This is a genomic window from Pseudomonas sp. TE3911 (assembly GCF_054062775.1).
Genome location: NZ_JBSSFP010000001.1, coordinates 3,934,867 through 3,953,042, shown reverse-complemented (window position 1 = coordinate 3,953,042; position 18,176 = coordinate 3,934,867). Strand labels below are relative to the sequence as shown.

Genomic DNA, 18,176 nt, shown 5'->3' with positions numbered 1-18,176 from the left:
GCCGCTGCTGGGCGGATCAGCAGCGGCAGGCGCGCACGATACAGTAAGTGCCGCGCCGGATTACAGCAGACTTATCGGGTAACTGACGATCAACCGGTTTTCGTCAAACTCGTTGTTGCTGTAGTCGCGGCGCATGCTCGAATTGCGCCAGCGCATCGTCAGGTTTTTCAGGCTGCCACTTTGCACGGTGTAGCCCAATTCACTTTCGCGACCCCATTCCTTACCGTCAGTGATGGTGCCTGTGTGTACGTTGCTGCCGCTGATATAGCGGTTCATCAGCGTCAGCCCCGGCACACCGACGGCGGCGAAGTTGTAGTCGTGGCGCAGTTGCCAGGATTTTTCCTGAGCGTTGTCGTAGCTGGAGTTGTAGCTATCGTTGGCCAGGGTGCCCCCGCTGGTGCCGTTGACGCGCATCCAGGCGTTGTTGCCGGTGAGTTTTTGCAGGCCGACATAGAACGTGTTGCCGCCGTACTTGGCGGAGAACAGGCCGGACCAGGTCTTGTTGTCCAAGTCGCCTGCGCGGGCGCTGCCGTCATCCTTGCCGTAGAAGAACCCGAGGTTGGCGCCCAGGGTCCAGTCACCGAGTGGCTGGCTGTGGGTCAGGTTGACGTATTGTTGGCTATAGATGTCCTTGAGCTGGGCATTCCAGAGGCCGACCTGGGTGCGTTTGTCGTTGAACGCGTATTCGCCGCCCTGGAAGTTGAAGCGGTCCGAAGTGAAAGCGGTTTTGCCGACCATCGACATGTCCGACATGCTGCTGTCGTCTCGCGGGCTGTTGGCGCGGAACTGGCCGCCGTACAGTGTCAGGCCGTCGATTTCCTTGGACGTTATCTGCCCGCCGCGCAGGGTTTGCGGCAGGGAACGGCCGTCATCCGAACGCAGGATCGGCAGCACAGGCATCCATTCGCCGACCTTTACTTCTGTCTTCGAAATACGCGCTTTGAACGCAACGCCGAGACGCCCGAATTCATCCGCCGGCCGGCCGTCATGATCCAGCGGCAGCAACTGCGTGCCGCCAGTACCGCGCCCGCCATCAAGCTTCAACGAGTACAGCCCCAGCACATCCACACCGAACCCCACCGTGCCTTGGGTGAAGCCGGACTTGGCGTCGAGGATGAAACTCTGCGTCCACTCCTGCGCGCCACCCTGGGTTTTGGTTGGGTTGGTGAAATTGCGGTTGATAAAGAAATTACGCAGGTTGAGGTTGGCGCTGGCGTCTTCCAGGAAACCGTGTTCTTCGGCGACGACGGGAAGGGCAAGGCTGGCGACAGCGGTGGCCAGCAAAAGCTGGCGAGGACGGAGCGTGCTCATGGCGTTGGACCTGTTGTTATTGGGGTTGTGCAGGTGGCGGCCATGGTGCGGGGCGGTGCGGGAGGGGTTCAATCGGGGGCGGGCGGGTTGTGGGCGATGATCGAACGCAAGTTACCGGGCCTCCCTTTGCCAGGGAGGCGTCGGTTCAATGGCTCAGAGGAAGTAGAGCAGGCTCGTCCACGGGATCTCTGGCAAGTACCTCTGGCAGAGTAGGGTGATCGCTGCCATCACGGCCAGGAAAGCCACCTGCAGCGGACTCCAGTGCGCCCAATGCAAGCCGCTGACCCAAGGGTAAAAGTGCTCGACATACTCATTCACTTTGCCGATACGCCTGCGGTGAAACAGATGTATGCCGATCATTCCCACGTACGTCAGCATGCCCATCACGCCCAGCAGTAAGCCGAACATCAGCAGCATGCCCACTTGAGGAATGCCGTGGCGCAGCACCAGCCAGTGTTGATGAGGGTTGAACCGTGAAGGCAGCAGGCGCTTGCTGAGCCACAGGTCCTGGACGATCAGGTGTGATGTCAAGACAGCCCACAACTGAGTGCCACGGATGCCGATAATGGCCGGAGCAAAGGTCAGTATCACCACAATGACGGCGTCGCTGAGCCTATCCATTTTTGTATGTGGGGAAACGGCCAAGGCGGCTGCCAGCGCCAGGCCACCCCATACCCGTATCCAGCTTCGATGGGAGACCGGCCTGGGGAGGAATTCTCGCCAAAAAAATACATTGGCCTGGGGAAGCCGCTCAACCAACTGCGGGTAGCGCCAGGCCAGAACTTCGGCCAGATGCTGGCAGGCGTTCCAGGCATTACTGTCGAAGCTCTGCGTCATCTGTTTTTGTTGCGTCGCCGACATTGGCGTGAGCAACAGGCGCGCCGCCATGGCGTCGGCGGATTTCCATGTCGTGTCCCGGGCCTTGTCTTGCAGGTTGGCGTAGAAGCTTTCCTGTTCGCAACGCGACACCAATTCGCGCCACATCCACACCGGTTCCGGGTACACGCCTTTCTGGTCGTCCCAGCCGAATGCCTGGCACACGCGCTCGAACAGCGGCACGCTCCATTGGGTGTCATGCAACAGGTGCAGGACGATGCGCTGCCACTGCTGTTGCAGGTCGAACACCTGCAGCCAGGGTTGGTCGTTGTACTGCGTGAGCTGGGTGATGAATTCGCGCTCGGCCTTTTGCTCCAGCAGTTCCTGCAGGGTGCGGCGGTAGTCTTGCAGCAGCTCGCCGGTCAGCGCTTCGTATTGCCAGGACGTCATTGCCACCTGCTGCCAGGGGGTCAGCCATTCCAGGTGTTGCGCGGCCCAACCGGCGATGGCGCTGCGTTCGCCCGGTGCTTCGAAGCAATGGCGCAACAGGCCGGCCTGGAACGCATCGGTGCAGCCCTGTCGCTGAGCCTGGGCCCAGCGTTCATCAAGGTTACGCGCGTTGAGGCCATTGAGCAGTGCCTGGGCTGGGGCTGTTGTGAGTGGCTCGAAGGGCGCAGGGCTGACGGGGCTGAGGTCCATCAGTTCGGTCAGGTCATTCAGGTTTCCGTAGACCGCTTCGGCCACGGGCGCCTGGACGTGTTCTTCCTCTTCGTTATCAGCCCGCCAGCGTACTTCACTCAGCGCTTGTTCATAGGCTTCGCGCAGGCGCTGGAAGCCTTTGGCATCGTCATCCGGGCGACAGCTTTTCAGCATCCGCGCATAGCTGCGCTTGATGGCACGTTCGTCGGCGTCTTCCGGCAGTTGCAGCACGCTCCAGCAATCCATGAGTGTGCCCTCAGCGCCAGAACCCATTGTCGAGCTGCTCAAGTTGCCGGGTCAGTTCGCTGCGGGCCTCGCGGATGCGGCGTTCGTCCTGGGTATCGAGTATCTGCTGGAACTGTGCGGCCCAGTGGCCGAGTTGCTCACGCAGCTCGCCGAGGTTTTCCTGGTAGAGCCGTTCGAGGCGCGCGGTGAGCACGGTGTTGACCTGCTGGTCGCGTGGGTGAACTTTCAGCTGCGCCAGGGCTTGCAGGCGTTGCTGGATTTCCTGCGGGCTGAGCACGCCGGGGTTGTTTTCGATCACCAGTGAGTGCTGCTCGCCGGTCAGGGGGATGCTCACCTGGGCTTCCAGCAGGCCGTTGTTGTCGTAGGTGAAGCGTACGTCCAGCGAGACTTCACCTGCCTTGCGCTTGGGTACCGCGATGTCCAGTTGGCCCAGTTCGATGTTGTCTTTCACCAGACGGCTTTCGCCCTGGTAGATCTTCAGCAGCACCTGGCTCTGGTTGTCGTGCAGCGTCACCACGCTTTTGACCCGGCTTACCGGTACGCTGCTGTTGCGTTCGATCAACGGCAGGTAATGGCCGCTTTCGATATGGCCGCCGTACTGGTTCGAGGTTTCGATGCCCAGGGTGTAGGGGCACACGTCGGTCAGAACGACTTCTTCAAGCGCAGCGGAACGGGCTTTGAGCGCGGCCTGGATCGCGGCGCCGTGGGCGACCACTTGGTCGGGGTCGAGGCTGATCGACGGGAAGCGCCCGAACAATCCGGCGGCGAGTTTGCGCACCAGCGGCATGCGCGTGGTACCGCCCACCAACAGGATCTCATCGAGGTCGCTGACGCGAATCCGTGCATCGCGCAGGGCGCGTTCAATCGGTGCGCGCAGGCGTTCCAGCAGCGGTGTGTAGAGCTTGGCCATTTCCTGTTGAGTGATGGTCTGCACCCACTGTTGGCCATCGACCCGCAGAGCGAACTCGGCGCTGTCGTCCTGGCCCAGGGCTTTGCGCACACGTTCGGCTTCGCGGCGCAGGGCCTGCAGTACGCTGTTGGTGGGCGGGAAACCGTCGGCATTACGCTGGCTGTCGACGAAGTGTTCCAGCAGCAGGGTGTCGAAGTCTTCGCCACCGAGGAAGTTGTCGCCGGCACTGGCACGTACTTCCATTACGCCGTCGAACAGTTCGATGATCGACACGTCAAAGGTGCCGCCGCCTAGGTCGAAGACCAGGAATGACGTCTCTTTGTCGCGCTGGTGCAGGCCGTAGGCGAGGGCGGCGGCGGTGGGCTCGTTGATCAGTTTTTCAACATTGAGCCCCGCCAATTCACCGGCGATGCGCGTGGCTTTGCGCTGACCATCGCTGAAGTAGGCGGGCACGCTGATGACGGCTTCGGTGACGGGGTGGCCGTAGGTACGTTCGATATCTTCCTTGATGCTCTTGAGTACCAGCGCCGAGAGTTCTTCGGGGCGGAACGAGCGATCACCCAGACGCACTTCAGTGGCGCTGCCCATGTAGCGCTTGAACAGCGAAGTCGTCAGGTGCGGGTGGGTGTGCAGGCGCTCTTTGGCGGCCTGGCCTACCAGGACACGGCCTTGATCATCCAGCCCGACCACGCTAGGGGTCAACAACTGGCCAAGGGCATTGGGCACCAGTTCAGCGGCATCCCCACGCCAGACGGCCGCGAGGCTGTTGGTGGTTCCCAGGTCGATTCCTACGATCATTACGACAAGCTCCCTCTGTGGTCTGTAAGAATCTGTGACCAATTTTAGCCTGAAAGGTTGTCGGGAAAGCAAGGCGCGCTCAACTCGCCAGCTTCGGAGCTATGGCTGGGGGAGTCTACTGTCAGGGTTGACAGTAGAAGGGCGAGGGGCAAGGGCTTATGTTCAAGGTGGTGGCAGTCGCTTTTTAAGATGCTCAAGGAGAAGAACTCATGAGCTTTGGATCAGATATAGGTAGCTATTTGACGTCTTCCGATAAATTTGAAGCCCACTTGATTATTGAGGGCGAAGAGCCGACCCCGATCAATTTCGACACCTATGAAGTGAGCTATATCGAGGGCTTCCAATTCTTTATTCGCCTGGGGCTTGAGGACAACCCTGGTTCGAAAAACGAATTGACCCTTGAGGCCCGTGAGCTGAAAACAGGCCAGACCTACCCTATCGGCCCACAAGCACCGGGGATCAAAGCGAGCTTTGGCCTGGAAGGCTATGTTGAGTATTTCCCGGCTGATTATTCGGGTTTTCTGACGGTTGAGCGCATTGAGCGTAGCGATGTTGGTAATACAACCCTAAGTCTGCGTTTTTCGATCTATTTCAAACCCGATGGCAAACCAGAGATGGAAGTTAGTTGCCAGACTCTTGAACTTTCAGCCTTTGCGGCAGGGGGGACGCCGGTGGGCGGTACGTTTGAAAAGGCGTCAAAAGGCAGCACTGAGGCAGCGCTTGCACCGATTCCAACGTTTTGTGAGATTGCGGTCAGGGTGAATGGGGGATACGAAGTCATAGATTTGGGGAATATTTACTTTGTCAGATACCCGGACTTGAGCTTCTTCATACAGTGCACGCCACGAAATGGCTCCACGCGCGCAACGCTTGAATTTCGTGGCGATGAATTGAAGGCCTACACCAATTATCCGATAACCGGAATTGATGGCCGGAAGCGTCAGGCAGGCAGTGTTGACACATTTTTTATATTGCGGCCTGAATTCTCAGGTAGCTTTTCTGACCCCACCGGAGAATTTCGAGTTCTGCGTACTCACGATTCCGAAGAAGGATTCTGGTGTCAATGTGAGTTTGAGTTTTCAGTGACTGCGGGTGGCTCAGAATATAAGGTTGAAAGCCTTGTATTCCAGATTCAAGTCAGTGAAGCGAACGCGTGAGACAGACGCCAGATCTCAATGAAACGTTAGGCATAAAAAAACCGCTTCCCGGCAAGGAAGCGGTTTTTTAGTTCAGCGTGATCAGAACAACTTCAACGCCGGTGCTTCTTCTTTCAACGGCTCATTCTTCGCCGTCTGCTCGTTCCAGCCGCCGCCGAGGGCCTTGTACAGGTTGACCTCGCTGGTCAGCTGCGCCAGGCGGTCGGTGATCAGCGATTGCTGGGCACTGAACAGTTGGCGTTGTGCGTCGAGGAAGGTCAGGTTGCTGTCGACACCAATGCGGTAGCGACGCTCAGCCAGGCGGTAGTAATCCTGGTTGGCCCCGACGAAGCCACGTTGGGCATCCAACTGCTGCTTGTAGGTCTCACGGGCGGCGAGTCCGTCGGAGACTTCTTGGAAGCCGGTCTGGATGGCTTTCTCGTAGTTCGCCACGTTGATCTCTTTCTGGATCTTCGAGTAGTCCAGGCTTGCGCGCAGGCTACCAGCGTTGAAGATCGGGATGTTGATCTGCGGTGCAAACGACCACGTGCCCGAACCGCCTTTGAACAGACCGCCCAGGGTCGGGCTTGCGGTGCCCGCACTGGCCGTCAGGGTGATGCTCGGGAAGAACGCTGCACGGGCCGCGCCGATGTTGGCGTTGGCCGCCTTGAGGTTGTACTCGGCCTGCACGATGTCGGGACGACGTTGCAGCAGGTCCGATGGCAACCCGGCCGGCACGTCGCTGAGCAGGTCATCCGACAGTGGCTTGCTGGCGATATTCGCCGGCAGGCCGGTGCCCAGCAGCAGGGTCAGGCTGTTTTCGTCCTGGGCCACCTGGCGGGTATAACGCGCCAGTTGCACGCGGGCGTTTTCCACCGACGTGCGGGCCTGGCTGAGATCGAGGGCCGAGGCCACGCCTACTTCGTTGCTGCGCGAGGTCAGTTTGAAGCTCTGCTCGAACGCGCCCAGGGTGTCCTGGGTGAGCTTGAGCAGTTCCTTGTCGGCCTGCCAGGTCAGGTAGGCATTGGCCACACTGGCCACCAGGCTGATCTGGGTGCTGCGCCGCGCTTCTTCGGTGGCGAAGTACTTCTGCAGCGCTTCTTCACTCAGGCTGCGGACACGGCCGAACAGGTCCAGCTCGTAGGAACTGATCCCCAAGCCAGCCGAGTACTGGCTGGCGATGGTCGCTTCACCGGTCTGCGACAGCTTGGCCGGCGTACGCGAACGGCTGCCGCTGCCCGTGGCCGATACGGCCGGGAACAGATCGGCGCGCTGGATCTGGTACTGCGCGGCATAGGCATCGATGTTCAGGGCAGCAACGCGCAGGTCACGGTTGTTTTCCAGCGCAGTCTTGATCAGCTGTTGCAGAGCAGGGTCATGGAAAAACTGCCTCCAGCCCTGCTCGGCAGCGGCTTGGTTCGGCGCCTGGGCTGGCGAATACGCCGGCCCCTGCGGGAACTGTGCCGCCACCGGCGCTTCGGGGCGCTGGTAGTCAGGTATCAGCGAGCAGCCACTGAGCACGAAGGCGGTGACGGCTAGGGAAAGTAGCGACTTGCTCATTGGCCAGCCTCTTTAGGAGTTTGCTTAGGTTCAGTCTTTTTACGCTCGCCCGCGGCGGACACGGTTGCAAAGAACAGTGGCACCCAGAAGATCGCCAGGACAGTGGCCGTGATCATACCGCCAATTACGCCGGTACCGATCGCGTGCTGGCTGCCTGAACCGGCGCCCGAGGAGATCGCCAGCGGCAGTACGCCGAGGACGAACGCCATGGAGGTCATGATGATCGGACGCAAGCGCATACGCGATGCTTCGATGGCGGACTCGACAATGCCTTTGCCTTGTTCGTGGAGCTCTTTGGCGAACTCCACGATCAGGATGGCGTTCTTCGCCGCCAGACCTACCGTCACGAGCAAGCCCACCTGGAAGAACACGTCGTTGGACAAGCCGCGCATGCTGGTGGCGATCAACGCACCCACCACGCCGAGCGGAACCACCAGGATCACTGCGATTGGGATCGACCAGCTTTCGTACAGTGCCGCGAGGCACAGGAACACCACCAGCAGCGACAGCGCATACAACGCCGGCGCCTGGGAGCCGGAGAGGCGTTCTTCATACGACAGGCCCGTCCAGGCGTAGCCCACGCCCGCTGGCAATTGCTTAGCGATGCGTTCGACTTCGGCCATGGCGTCACCGGTACTGTAACCCGGTGCTGGCGTACCGAGGATTTCCATCGCCGCCACACCGTTGTAACGCGAGAGTTTTGGCGAACCGAAGATCCACTTGCCCGAGGCGATGGACGACAACGGCACCATCTTCCCGGAGTCGCTGCGCACGAACCATTTGTTCAGGTCTTCCGGGGACATCCGGCTGGCGGCTTCACCTTGCACGTAAACCTTCTTCACCCGACCACGGTCGATGAAGTCGTTGACGTAGCTACCACCCAAGGCAATCGCCAGGGTCTGGTTGATGCTCGACAGGGTGATGCCTTGGGCACTGGCCCTTTCGTCGTCAACGGTGAGTTCGTACTGCGGCTCATCGTTCACGCCGTTAGGGCGCACACCTGCCAGGATCTTGCTTTGTGCTGCCATACCCAGGAACTGGTTACGTGCCGCCATCAGTTTGTCATGGCCGACACCGCCTTGGTCTTGCAGGAACACGTCGAAGCCGGTGGCGTTACCCAGTTCCAGTACAGACGGCGGAACGATGGCGAATACCATGGCGTCCTTGAAGGTCTGCATGAAGTAGCCCTGGGCGCGCTTGGCGATCTCGAATACCGAGGTGGAAGCATCACGCTCGCCCCACGGTTTGAGCATCACGAAGGCCAGGCCCGAACTCTGGCCACGACCGGCGAAGTTGAAGCCGTTCACGGTAAACACCGATTTCACGCCTTTGCCTTCGCCCGGCTCGCCTTCCTTGTCGTTGAGAAGGAACGCGCGCATATCGTCGATGACTTTTTGCGTCCGTTCAGCCGAAGAGCCGACTGGCGTCTGCACCTGGGCAAAGATCACGCCCTGGTCTTCATCGGGCAGGAACGCAGCAGGGATGCGCATGAACAGCCAGATCATGCCGGCGATGATCAGCGCGTACACCAGGAACGCCGGGATCTTGTGCTTGATCATGTTGCCCACGCCGCGCTCGTAGCTCAGTACGCCACGGTCGAAGGTGCGGTTGAACCAGCCGAAGAAACCACGCTTGGGTTGGCCGTGCTTCTCGGGGTCGATCGGCTTGAGCATGGTGGCGCACAAGGCCGGGGTGAAGATCAGGGCAACCAGTACCGACAGCGCCATCGCCGAGACAATGGTGATGGAAAACTGTTTGTAGATCACACCGGTGGATCCACCGAAGAACGCCATCGGCAACAGTACCGCCGACAGTACGAGGGCAATACCCACCAGGGCGCCTTGGATCTGGCCCATGGATTTGATCGTCGCGTCTTTTGGCGATAAGTGCTCCTCGGCCATTACCCGCTCAACGTTTTCGACCACCACGATGGCATCGTCCACCAGCAAGCCGATGGCCAGGATCATGCCGAACATGGTCAGGGTGTTGATGGTGAAGCCAAACGCGGCCAGGATCCCGAAGGTACCCAGCAATACCACCGGCACCGTCATGGTGGTGATGATGGTGGCGCGGAAGTTCTGCAGGAACAGGAACATCACCAGGAACACCAGCACGATCGCTTCGACCAGGGTGTCGACGACACCGGAGATCGATTCGGTCACTACAGGCGTGGTGTCATAGGGCACCACGGCCTTCATGCCAGGCGGGAAGAACGGTTCGAGCGACGCCACAGTAGCGCGGATGGCTTTGCCGGTGTCCAGCGCGTTGGCGCCCGACGCCAGCTTGATCGCCATACCCGAAGCGGGCTTGCCGTTGAACTGCGCAGCAATGCTGTAGTTCTGGCCACCGAGCTCAATACGGGCGACATCCTTCAGGCGTACCTGTGAACCGTCGGTATTGACCTTCATCAGGATATTGCCGAACTGCTCGGCCGTCTGCAGGCGGGTCTTGCCGATGATCGTGGCGTTCAACTGGGTGCCGGGCAGGGCAGGCAGGCCGCCCAGTTGGCCGGTGGCCACCTGTACGTTCTGTGCGGAAATCGCCGTGCTGACATCCACCGGCGTAAGCTGGTAATTGTTCAGCTTTGCCGGGTCAAGCCATATACGCATGGCGTACTGCGAACCGAACACCTGGAAGTCACCCACACCAGCGGTCCGTGAAATCGGGTCCTGGATGTTCGAGACGATGTAGTTGGAGAGGTCGTCCTTGGTCATGCTGCCGTCTTCCGACACCAGACCGATTACCATCAGGAAGTTCTTCACCGACTTGGTCACGCGGATACCCTGCTGCTGCACTTCTTGCGGCAGCAGTGGGGTCGCCAGGTTCAGCTTGTTCTGCACCTGAACCTGGGCGATGTCCGGGTTAGTGCCCTGGTTGAACGTCACGGTAATCGTCATGCTGCCGTCGGAGTTGCTGTCCGAGGAAACATAACGCAGGTTGTCGATACCGTTGAGCTGTTGCTCGATGACCTGTACCACGGTGTCCTGCACGGTTTGTGCGGACGCGCCTGGGTAGGTCACCTGAATATCAATGGCGGTCGGCGCAATGGCCGGATACTGGTTGATGGGCAACTTCATGATCGAAAGTGCCCCGACCAGCATGATCACCAGGGCAATTACCCAGGCGAAAATGGGACGGTCGATAAAAAATTTCGACATGGATTACTCCCCTTTGCCAGCAGCGGCAGCAGGAGCAGCAGCGGAACCTGCGGGCTTGGCGTTGTCAGCGTCCTTGACCTTGACCTCAGCGCCCGGCTTGACGTACTGCAGCCCTTCGGTGATCAGGCGGTCCCCGGCGTTCAGGCCTTTTTCCACCAGCCAGTAGGCGCCGGCGGTGCGGTTGGCCACCAGTTCACGCTGCTCGACCTTGTTGTCGGCGTTGACGATCAGCGCTGTTGGAATACCCCTGAGATCACGGGTCACGCCTTGCTGCGGTGCCAGGATGGCCTTGCTGTTCACACCGGCTTGCAATTGGGCGTGTACGAACATGCCCGGCAGCAGGGTGTGGTCAGGGTTAGGGAACACAGCGCGCAGGGTGACCGAGCCGGTGGTCTGGTCGACCGAGACTTCGGAGAACTCCAGCTTGCCGTCCTGGCCGTAATCGCTGCCGTCTTCCAGGGTCAACTTGACCTTGGCGGCATTCGCACCGGCTTTTTCCAGCTGGCCGCTTTCCAGGTCGCGGCGCAGTTTCAGCATTTCAGCCGACGACTGTGTGACGTCGACGTAGATCGGGTCCAGTTGCTGAATCACGGCCATCGCATCGGCCTGGCCATTGCTGACCAGCGCGCCTTCGGTGACGGCAGAACGGCCGATACGCCCGGAAATCGGCGCGTACACCTTGGTGTAGCGCACATTGATCTGGGCGGTTTGAACGTTTGCTTCGGCAGTCATGCGGTTCGCGACAGCGGTGTCGTATTCCTGACGGCTGACGGCTTGTTCATCAACCAACTGCTTGTAGCGATCGGTGATGGACTTGGTCTGGGTCAGCGTGGCTTGTGCGCTTTTCAGGGTGGCCTCATAGACCGACGGATCGATCTGATACAGCTGCTGGCCTTCCTTCACGTCCGCGCCTTCTTTGTACAGACGCTTGAGGATAATGCCGTTGACCTGAGGGCGAACTTCCGCGATGCGGTAGGCGGTGGTGCGGCCTGGTAGCTCGGATGTCAGAGTAAAGGCTTGCGGTTGAAGGGTGACCACGCCGACCTGAGGGATTTGAGCGGGCGGAGCCGCTTCTTCCTTTTTACATCCGCTGAGCAGCGATGCCAGGGCGACGGCAGTGACCAGAGCGGTAACAGCTGGCTTAAGTTGCATGAAGATCCTCGGGTCAGGCGCGCAGGGTGCGCACAAGAAGGGTGGAAGGGTAAAAAACAGGCTGTGAGTAGATAAGTAGCTTGCTACGCAATATACTTACGTTCATGGTTGTTTGTAAACTCTTGACAGGCTTCGCGCAATGTTGACAAAGCAACACCCGAAGCCTCGATTCCATTACGTTCGGCACCCATGACGGTGTCGTCCCACAAATATTCAGATGATCGTTCGCGTCTATTAACATTGCGTTAACGATAGTCTCAAGTGTCCTGATTGAGGTTCTACTGCCATGGTTCGTCGCACTAAAGAGGAAGCTCAGGAAACGCGCAGCCAAATTCTTCAAGCCGCCGAGCAAGCCTTTTACGATCGCGGCGTCGCGCGTACGACGCTGGCGGACATCGCCGCGTTGGCCGGCGTGACGCGGGGCGCGATTTACTGGCACTTCAGCAATAAGTCCGACCTGTTGCAGGCGCTGCTCGACACTTTGCATGAGCCGCTGGACGAATTGGCCAGGGCCAGTGAGAGCGAGGACGAACTCGATCCACTGGGGTGCATGCGCAAGCTGCTGATTCATCTGTTTCATCAAGTGGCCCTGGACCCGAAAACCCGCCGCATCAATGAGATTCTGTTTCATAAGTGCGAATTCACCGATGAAATGTGCGACATGCGCCGCCAGCGCCAGACCCACAGTCTGGAATGCAATCTGCGCATCGGCCTGACTCTGCGTAATGCGGTCCATCGCGGGCAACTTCCGGAAAACCTCGATACCACCCGCGGTGCCGTTTGCATGCATGCCTACATCAACGGGCTGATTGGCCAGTGGCTGTTGGTCCCCGACAGCTTCCAATTACATCAGGAAGCCGAGCGCTGGGTAGATGCAGGGCTAGACATGCTGCGTCTGAGCCCGAGCCTGCGCAATTGAAACAAAATGCGTAATTGCATCAGGTTGTGTCAACAGTAAAGCTTAAGGACGGTCAATCGTCCTTCTGCCTGATTGGTGGGATGACTTTATATACGGGCTGGTGGGCGGTTGATAGGTAGCCGCCTAAGTATTTTGTAGGGATTTTGTTGCGGTTCTGTGAAGCAATGTAGCCAGAACCTGTAGGCCGCCAACAACGTGAAAGGGGGCTTGCCCCCGATGGCAGTGGTTCAGTCAACACATACAGTGACTGACGCACCGCCATCGGGGGCAAGCCCCCTTTCTCATCTGGTTTTAGTTTCGGCCGATTAAAGCGGCAGGGTCGGGTAGTCGATGTAACCCACCGGGCCCTTGCCGTAGAAGGTTTCCGGGTGTGCTTCGTTGAGCGGCGCATCGGCCTTCAGACGTGCTGGCAGATCCGGGTTGGCAATGAATGGTACGCCCCAAGCCACCGCATCCGCTTTGCCCTCGGCCAGCCAGGCATTGGCGCTGTCTTTGGTAAAGCGTTCGTTGGCGATGTATACGCCGCCGAACGCTTTTTTCAGCTGTGGGCCGAGGCTGTCCGCGCCTTCTTTTTCACGGGAGCAGATGAAGGCGATGCCACGTTTGCCCAGTTCGCTGGCGACGTAGGTGAAGGTTTCCGCGAGGTTATCGTCGCCCATGTCGTGGGAGTCGGCACGCGGTGCCAAATGCACACCCACACGCCCGGCGCCCCAGACTTCGATGGCTGCGTCGGTCACTTCCAGCAGCAGGCGCGCACGGTTTTCCAGGGAGCCGCCGTAGTTATCGGTGCGCTGGTTGGTGCTGCTTTGCAGGAACTGGTCGAGCAGGTAGCCGTTGGCGCCGTGGATTTCCACGCCGTCAAAACCAGCGGCCTTGGCGTTTTCGGCACCGGTGCGGTAGGCGTCGATGATGTCGGCGATTTCAGCTGTTTCCAGGGCGCGCGGGGTAGGGTAGTCGGCCAGTGGGCGAATCAGGCTGACGTGGCCTTTTGGCTGGATCGCACTCGGCGCCACCGGGGTTTCGCCGTTCAGGTACGACTCATGGGAGATACGACCCACATGCCACAGTTGCAGGAAGATCTTGCCGCCCGCGCCGTGAATCGCCTTGGTCACGTTGGCCCAGCCGCGCACTTGGTCGTTGGACCAGATGCCTGGGGTGTCCGGGTAGCCCACGCCCAGCGGGGTCACGGAGGTGGCTTCACTGAGGATCAGCCCTGCGGACGCACGCTGCACGTAGTACTCAGCCATCAGTGCGTTGGGTACGCGGCCTTCATCAGCGCGGCAGCGGGTCAGCGGCGCCATGATGATGCGGTTCGACAGTTCCAGGTCGCCCAGTGTGATCGGATCGAAAATAGTCGTCATGGGAAAACACCCTTCTCTTTGAAGTTGATCAGTTGGTCGCAGGGGCCAGGTCGGCATCGCCGCCCTGACGGAAAGTAATCAGGGTCACCAGCAGCGCCAGGATCGCCAGGGCCGCTGCCGCCAGAGGCACGCTGGTCAGGCCGAAGCCGTGGGCGATCACGCTGCCGCCGACCCAGGCGCCGAGGGCGTTGCCGATGTTGAAGGCGCCGATGTTCAAGGTGGACACCAGGTTCGGTGCGGCCTTGCCGAAGGTCACCACGTTGATCTGCAACGCAGGGACAGCGGCAAACGACGCGGTAGCCCAGAGGAACAGCGTGATTTCAGTCGGGATCACCGCGACGCTGGTCCAGCTCAGTGCGGTGGATACCACCGCCATGCTGATAAACACGCCGATCAAGGTTGCGGCCAGGCGTTTGTCGGCCAGTTTGCCGCCGATGATGTTGCCCACGGTGAGGCCCAGGCCGATCAACAGCAGGGTCCAGGTCACGCCTTTGGGTGTCACGCCGGTGACATCGCTGAGCAGCGGCGCAACATAGGTGAAGAGGGTGAACATCGATGCTGCGAACAGCGCAGTCATGCTCAGCGACAACCAGATGCCGGCACCTTTGAGGGCGGCCAGTTCGGCGCGCATGTCGAGTTTTTCTTCGTCACGCTTGGCTGGCAGGAAGCGGATCAGGCCGATCAACGCCACCACACCAATCACCGTCACCGCCCAGAAGGTCGAGCGCCAGCCGGCTTCCTGGCCCAGCGCGGTGCCCAGCGGCACGCCGAGTACGTTGGCGAGGGTCAAACCAGTGAACATCAATGCCACGGCCGAAGCGCGTTTGTTGGCTGGCACCAGGTTGGCCGCCACCACCGAGCCGATCCCGAAGAACGCGCCATGGCATAGCGCGGTAACCACGCGGGCAAACATCAGCACGTTGTAGTCGCTGGCCAGGGCGCAGAGCAGGTTGCCGACAATAAAGATGCCCATCAACGCTACCAGCGCGGCCTTGCGCGGCAGCTTGGCGGTGGCCAGTGCCATGAAGGGCGCGCCAATGGCCACGCCCAAGGCATAACCGGTGACCAGCCAGCCGGCGCCGGGGATCGACACGCCGAGGTCTGCCGCCACATCGGGCAACAGGCCCATGATGACGAACTCGGTGGTGCCGATGGCGAAGGCGCTCAGGGCCAGTATGAGTAGCGAGAGGGGCATTTGGGTTTCCTTGTTACAGCGCTGCGTTGTCGTCAGCGCTGAGTTCTGTGGTGAGCGCCGTAAGGAAGGCCTGGATGGTTTCCTCGTTGCGTTTGAAGAAGTGCCACTGCCCGGCCTTCTGGCTGCTGATCAAACCCGCCCGTTGCAAGGTGGCCAGGTGGGCCGACACGGTCGACTGGGACAAGCCGCAGCGTTGGTCGATCTGACCGGCACAGATGCCGTATTCGTGGTTGTGCAGTTGCTCGGGGAATTGCACTTTCGGGTCTTTGAGCCAGGTGAGGATGTCTCGTCGTACTGGGTGCGCCAGGGCTTTTATTATTTCGTCGAGGTCGATGGACATGGCAGGTGCTCAGTGTCGTAAAGCGTTATATCGCGATGAGGCGAACCTTAAATCGTTATATCCCGATATACCAATATGATTTTGGTCTTAACTCAGCCTAAATCGGTATATCGGGTTATAACGATACGTTGACGGCAGTGCTAGACTGCGCGCCATGAATTATCTCGCACATCTGCACCTGGGCGGCCAACTTCCTGCACAACTGCTGGGCAGCCTCTATGGCGATTTCGTCAAAGGTCGCCTGCAGGGCCAGTTCAGCCCGCCCATCGAAACGGCGATCCAGCTGCATCGCTCCATCGACCGCTTCACCGACAGTCACCCGCGGGTGGGAGAGGCGTTGTCGCGTTTCAGCCTCACCCGCAGGCGTTATGCGGGAATCGTCCTCGACGTGTTTTTCGATCACTGCCTGGCGCGGGACTGGGCTCTGTATGCCGACCAACCCTTGGAGCACTTCACTTCGCAGGTGTACCGCGTGCTGGCGGCCGAACCGCAGTTACCGGGGCGCTTGGCGCAGATTGCGCCGTATATGGCGGCGGATGATTGGTTGGGTTCGTACCGCGAGTTTGCGGTGATGGAGCAGGTGTTGCGGGGGATTTCGCGACGGCTGACACAACCCCAGGAATTAGGGTTTGCGATGCAGGAATTGCGTGAGTTGTATGAGCCGTTGAGTGAAGACTTCCGGATCTTCTACCCCGAACTGCAAGCCTTCGCGCATAACCACCTGACAACACAAAGCTAAATGTGGGAGGGGGCTTGCTCCCGATTACGGTGTGCCAGCCACCACTGATGCTGGCTGATCCACTGCTATCGGGAGCAAGCCCCCTCCCACATTTGGAAAAGTGTCTGGCTCATATCACGCGGCAAAGGCTGGTCGCGTCGCTACTTGTTCAGTCTCCGGCACCGGCCCAAACAACGCCCTCTGCACCGCCTGCTGCGCCTGATGCGCCAGCGCCGCGCGTTCCTGCCCGGCGCAGGCAATCGGCTTGAGCACATGGATCTCCACATCGCCCTGATCATTGCCGAACAAGCGCATTAGGTGCGACAGCAAATCATCATCGCCAATAAACGGTGCCAATGGGTCCACTTGCCCATCGCGCAGATAACGAATCGCCACCGGTTGAAGCGCCACGTCCGCATCAATCGCACTGGCCAGCAAGCGTCCGTGGAAGGTACGCAGGCTGCGCCCGTCGGTGGTGGTGCCTTCGGGGAACATTAGCAATGGATGCTGTTGTTCCAGGTGACGGGTCATCTGCTTGCGGATCAACTGGCTGTCGCCCGAACCACGACGGATAAACAGGCTACCGGCCTTGGCTGCCAACCATCCCGCCACCGGCCAAGTGCGCACTTCCGCCTTGGACAGGAACGACATCGGCGCCACCGCGCCCAGTAACGGAATATCGGTCCAGGACACGTGATTGCTCACCCACAGCATCGGCTGCGTCGGCAACTCACCGTGCACGGTCACGCGAAAGGGCAGGGCGTTGGTCAGCCGCGCCATAAAGAATCGCGACCAACGCTGGCGCCGCACCATGGAGTTGGCGATGCCCAAGCGCTCGAACACACCAAACACACTGGCCATGCTTAAACCCAGCGCCACGACCACCAGCACGCGGGCAATGCGCCCGTACACGCGCAGGCGGCTCATCACATGGCCGCCTTGAAGTGGCGCGCATAACGCGGGCACAACTCATCGCGCTTGAGCAGGATGAACACGTCGGCCACCTGGAAATCTTCATCCCAGCACGGCTCGCCGCAGATCTTTGCGCCCAGGCGCATGTAGGCCTTGAGCAGCGGAGGCATCTCCGCGATTACGTTGGTCGGCAGGTCCAGCGCCGGCAGCGGTTTTTTCGGTTCGGCGCGCAGGTGTTCGTTGCACAGGTAGCGTTCGCGCAGGCGCTGCATGATTGCGTGGGCCTGGATGCCGCCGTCGTGCATCGGGATGCTCGCGCAGCCCATCAAATAGCTATAGCCGCCTTGGTTGAGGACTTCAGCCAACTCGCCCCACAGTACAGCGATGGTGCCTCCGTTACGGTAGGCCGGGTCGACGCAGGTGCGGCCGATTTCCAGGATTGGGCCTTGCAGGTGCAGCAAGCCGTGCAGGCTGAATTCTTCTTCGCTGTAGAACCGGCCCAAGGTGCTGGCAGCCTGGTGGTCGAGCAAACGGGTGGTGGCGACGAGTCGTCCGCTGTTCAAATCCCGCACGCCGATGTGGCTGCAGTGAACATCATAGTCATCCATGTCCAGACCCAGTTCCGCGCCTTTCAGCTTGGCGTTGAACTCGCCGCTGAATACGTTGAACCGCAGGGCCTGGGCTTCCTGCAACGCTTGTGCGCCAACCAGGCGTTCGGCTTGCAGACGGCGTTCATTGCCGGTGTCGCTGATGCGGGCGATCTGAGTCATGGCGAATCTCCGAGTGCCAGCCACGTTCCGGCCGGTCGACTTGTTTGTCCAAACTCAGGCTATGTAGGCTCGGTGTCATCTCCATGAAGTTATGGTGACGCTTGGATGACAGCCCCTTTGTCGCAAATCTGTCATCACCCTCGGCTAGGCTCGCGGGCTTGAATGCCCCCTTGAG

General features: G+C 60.0%; 14 protein-coding genes. 3 read left to right on the top strand and 11 right to left on the bottom strand.

Annotated elements, in window-relative coordinates; genetic code table 11:
• Positions 1-60: 60 nt before the first annotated feature.
• The 3 genes from ACVWXD_RS17915 to ACVWXD_RS17905 form a co-directional block, all read right to left on the bottom strand.
• Positions 61-1,311 (bottom strand): OprD family porin, encoded by a 1,251-nt coding sequence (locus ACVWXD_RS17915; RefSeq protein ID WP_099601307.1) that lies wholly within the window; start codon positions 1,309-1,311, stop codon positions 61-63.
• Between the two features lie 153 nt (positions 1,312-1,464).
• Positions 1,465-3,072 (bottom strand): J domain-containing protein, encoded by a 1,608-nt coding sequence (locus ACVWXD_RS17910; RefSeq protein ID WP_286818951.1) that lies wholly within the window; start codon positions 3,070-3,072, stop codon positions 1,465-1,467.
• 10 nt (positions 3,073-3,082) lie between these two features.
• Positions 3,083-4,780, bottom strand: a complete 1,698-nt coding sequence (locus ACVWXD_RS17905; RefSeq protein ID WP_122752602.1) for a molecular chaperone HscC — start codon at positions 4,778-4,780, stop codon at positions 3,083-3,085.
• A gap of 209 nt (positions 4,781-4,989) precedes the next feature.
• Here ACVWXD_RS17905 and ACVWXD_RS17900 point away from each other — a divergent pair, with 209 nt between their 5' ends.
• Entirely contained in the window at positions 4,990-5,937 is a 948-nt protein-coding gene (locus ACVWXD_RS17900; RefSeq protein ID WP_032888358.1) for a hypothetical protein, read from the top strand.
• An 81-nt stretch (positions 5,938-6,018) separates the two neighbouring features.
• Here the strand turns inward: ACVWXD_RS17900 and adeC are convergent, their stop codons facing one another.
• Genes adeC through ACVWXD_RS17885 form a run of 3 tightly spaced genes read right to left on the bottom strand, consistent with a single transcriptional unit; the run spans position 6,019 to position 11,786 of the window.
• A complete protein-coding gene (adeC, locus tag ACVWXD_RS17895) occupies positions 6,019-7,476 on the bottom strand; it encodes an AdeC/AdeK/OprM family multidrug efflux complex outer membrane factor (RefSeq protein ID WP_095184043.1) in 1,458 nt (485 codons plus the stop codon).
• Positions 7,473-10,634, bottom strand: a complete 3,162-nt coding sequence (locus tag ACVWXD_RS17890) for an efflux RND transporter permease subunit (RefSeq protein WP_032888352.1) — start codon at positions 10,632-10,634, stop codon at positions 7,473-7,475. The genes adeC and ACVWXD_RS17890 overlap by 4 nt, the downstream gene beginning before the upstream one ends.
• 3 nt (positions 10,635-10,637) lie before the next feature.
• A complete protein-coding gene (locus ACVWXD_RS17885) occupies positions 10,638-11,786 on the bottom strand; it encodes an efflux RND transporter periplasmic adaptor subunit (RefSeq protein WP_032888349.1) in 1,149 nt (382 codons plus the stop codon).
• 286 nt (positions 11,787-12,072) lie between these two features.
• Between ACVWXD_RS17885 and ACVWXD_RS17880 the strand changes: the two genes are divergently transcribed.
• Complete coding sequence (locus ACVWXD_RS17880) at positions 12,073-12,705, top strand: TetR family transcriptional regulator (protein ID WP_032888346.1); 633 nt, start codon at positions 12,073-12,075, stop codon at positions 12,703-12,705.
• Between the two features lie 305 nt (positions 12,706-13,010).
• On the opposite strand, the gene ACVWXD_RS17875 is transcribed toward ACVWXD_RS17880, so the two are convergent.
• Genes ACVWXD_RS17875 through ACVWXD_RS17865 form a run of 3 tightly spaced genes read right to left on the bottom strand, consistent with a single transcriptional unit; the run spans position 13,011 to position 15,601 of the window.
• The gene (locus tag ACVWXD_RS17875; RefSeq protein WP_181644502.1) at positions 13,011-14,066 is read right to left on the bottom strand and encodes an alkene reductase; all 1,056 of its coding nucleotides are present in this window, start codon (positions 14,064-14,066) and stop codon (positions 13,011-13,013) included.
• 28 nt (positions 14,067-14,094) lie between these two features.
• Complete coding sequence (locus ACVWXD_RS17870) at positions 14,095-15,261, bottom strand: MFS transporter (RefSeq protein ID WP_457371227.1); 1,167 nt, start codon at positions 15,259-15,261, stop codon at positions 14,095-14,097.
• 13 nt (positions 15,262-15,274) lie between these two features.
• Positions 15,275-15,601: an ArsR/SmtB family transcription factor gene (locus ACVWXD_RS17865; RefSeq protein ID WP_260366649.1), complete on the bottom strand. Its 327-nt coding sequence runs from the start codon at positions 15,599-15,601 to the stop codon at positions 15,275-15,277.
• A 154-nt stretch (positions 15,602-15,755) separates the two neighbouring features.
• On the opposite strand from ACVWXD_RS17865, the gene ACVWXD_RS17860 reads away from it, so the two are divergent.
• A complete protein-coding gene (locus ACVWXD_RS17860) occupies positions 15,756-16,340 on the top strand; it encodes an acyl carrier protein phosphodiesterase (RefSeq protein WP_032888337.1) in 585 nt (194 codons plus the stop codon).
• A gap of 114 nt (positions 16,341-16,454) precedes the next feature.
• Here the strand turns inward: ACVWXD_RS17860 and ACVWXD_RS17855 are convergent, their stop codons facing one another.
• Both ACVWXD_RS17855 and olsB read right to left on the bottom strand, forming a co-directional pair.
• Complete coding sequence (locus tag ACVWXD_RS17855; protein ID WP_032888334.1) at positions 16,455-17,246, bottom strand: lysophospholipid acyltransferase family protein; 792 nt, start codon at positions 17,244-17,246, stop codon at positions 16,455-16,457.
• Complete coding sequence (gene olsB, locus ACVWXD_RS17850; protein ID WP_032888332.1) at positions 17,246-18,001, bottom strand: L-ornithine N(alpha)-acyltransferase; 756 nt, start codon at positions 17,999-18,001, stop codon at positions 17,246-17,248. Before olsB ends, ACVWXD_RS17855 begins: the two co-directional genes overlap by 1 nt.
• Positions 18,002-18,176 lie beyond the last annotated feature (175 nt).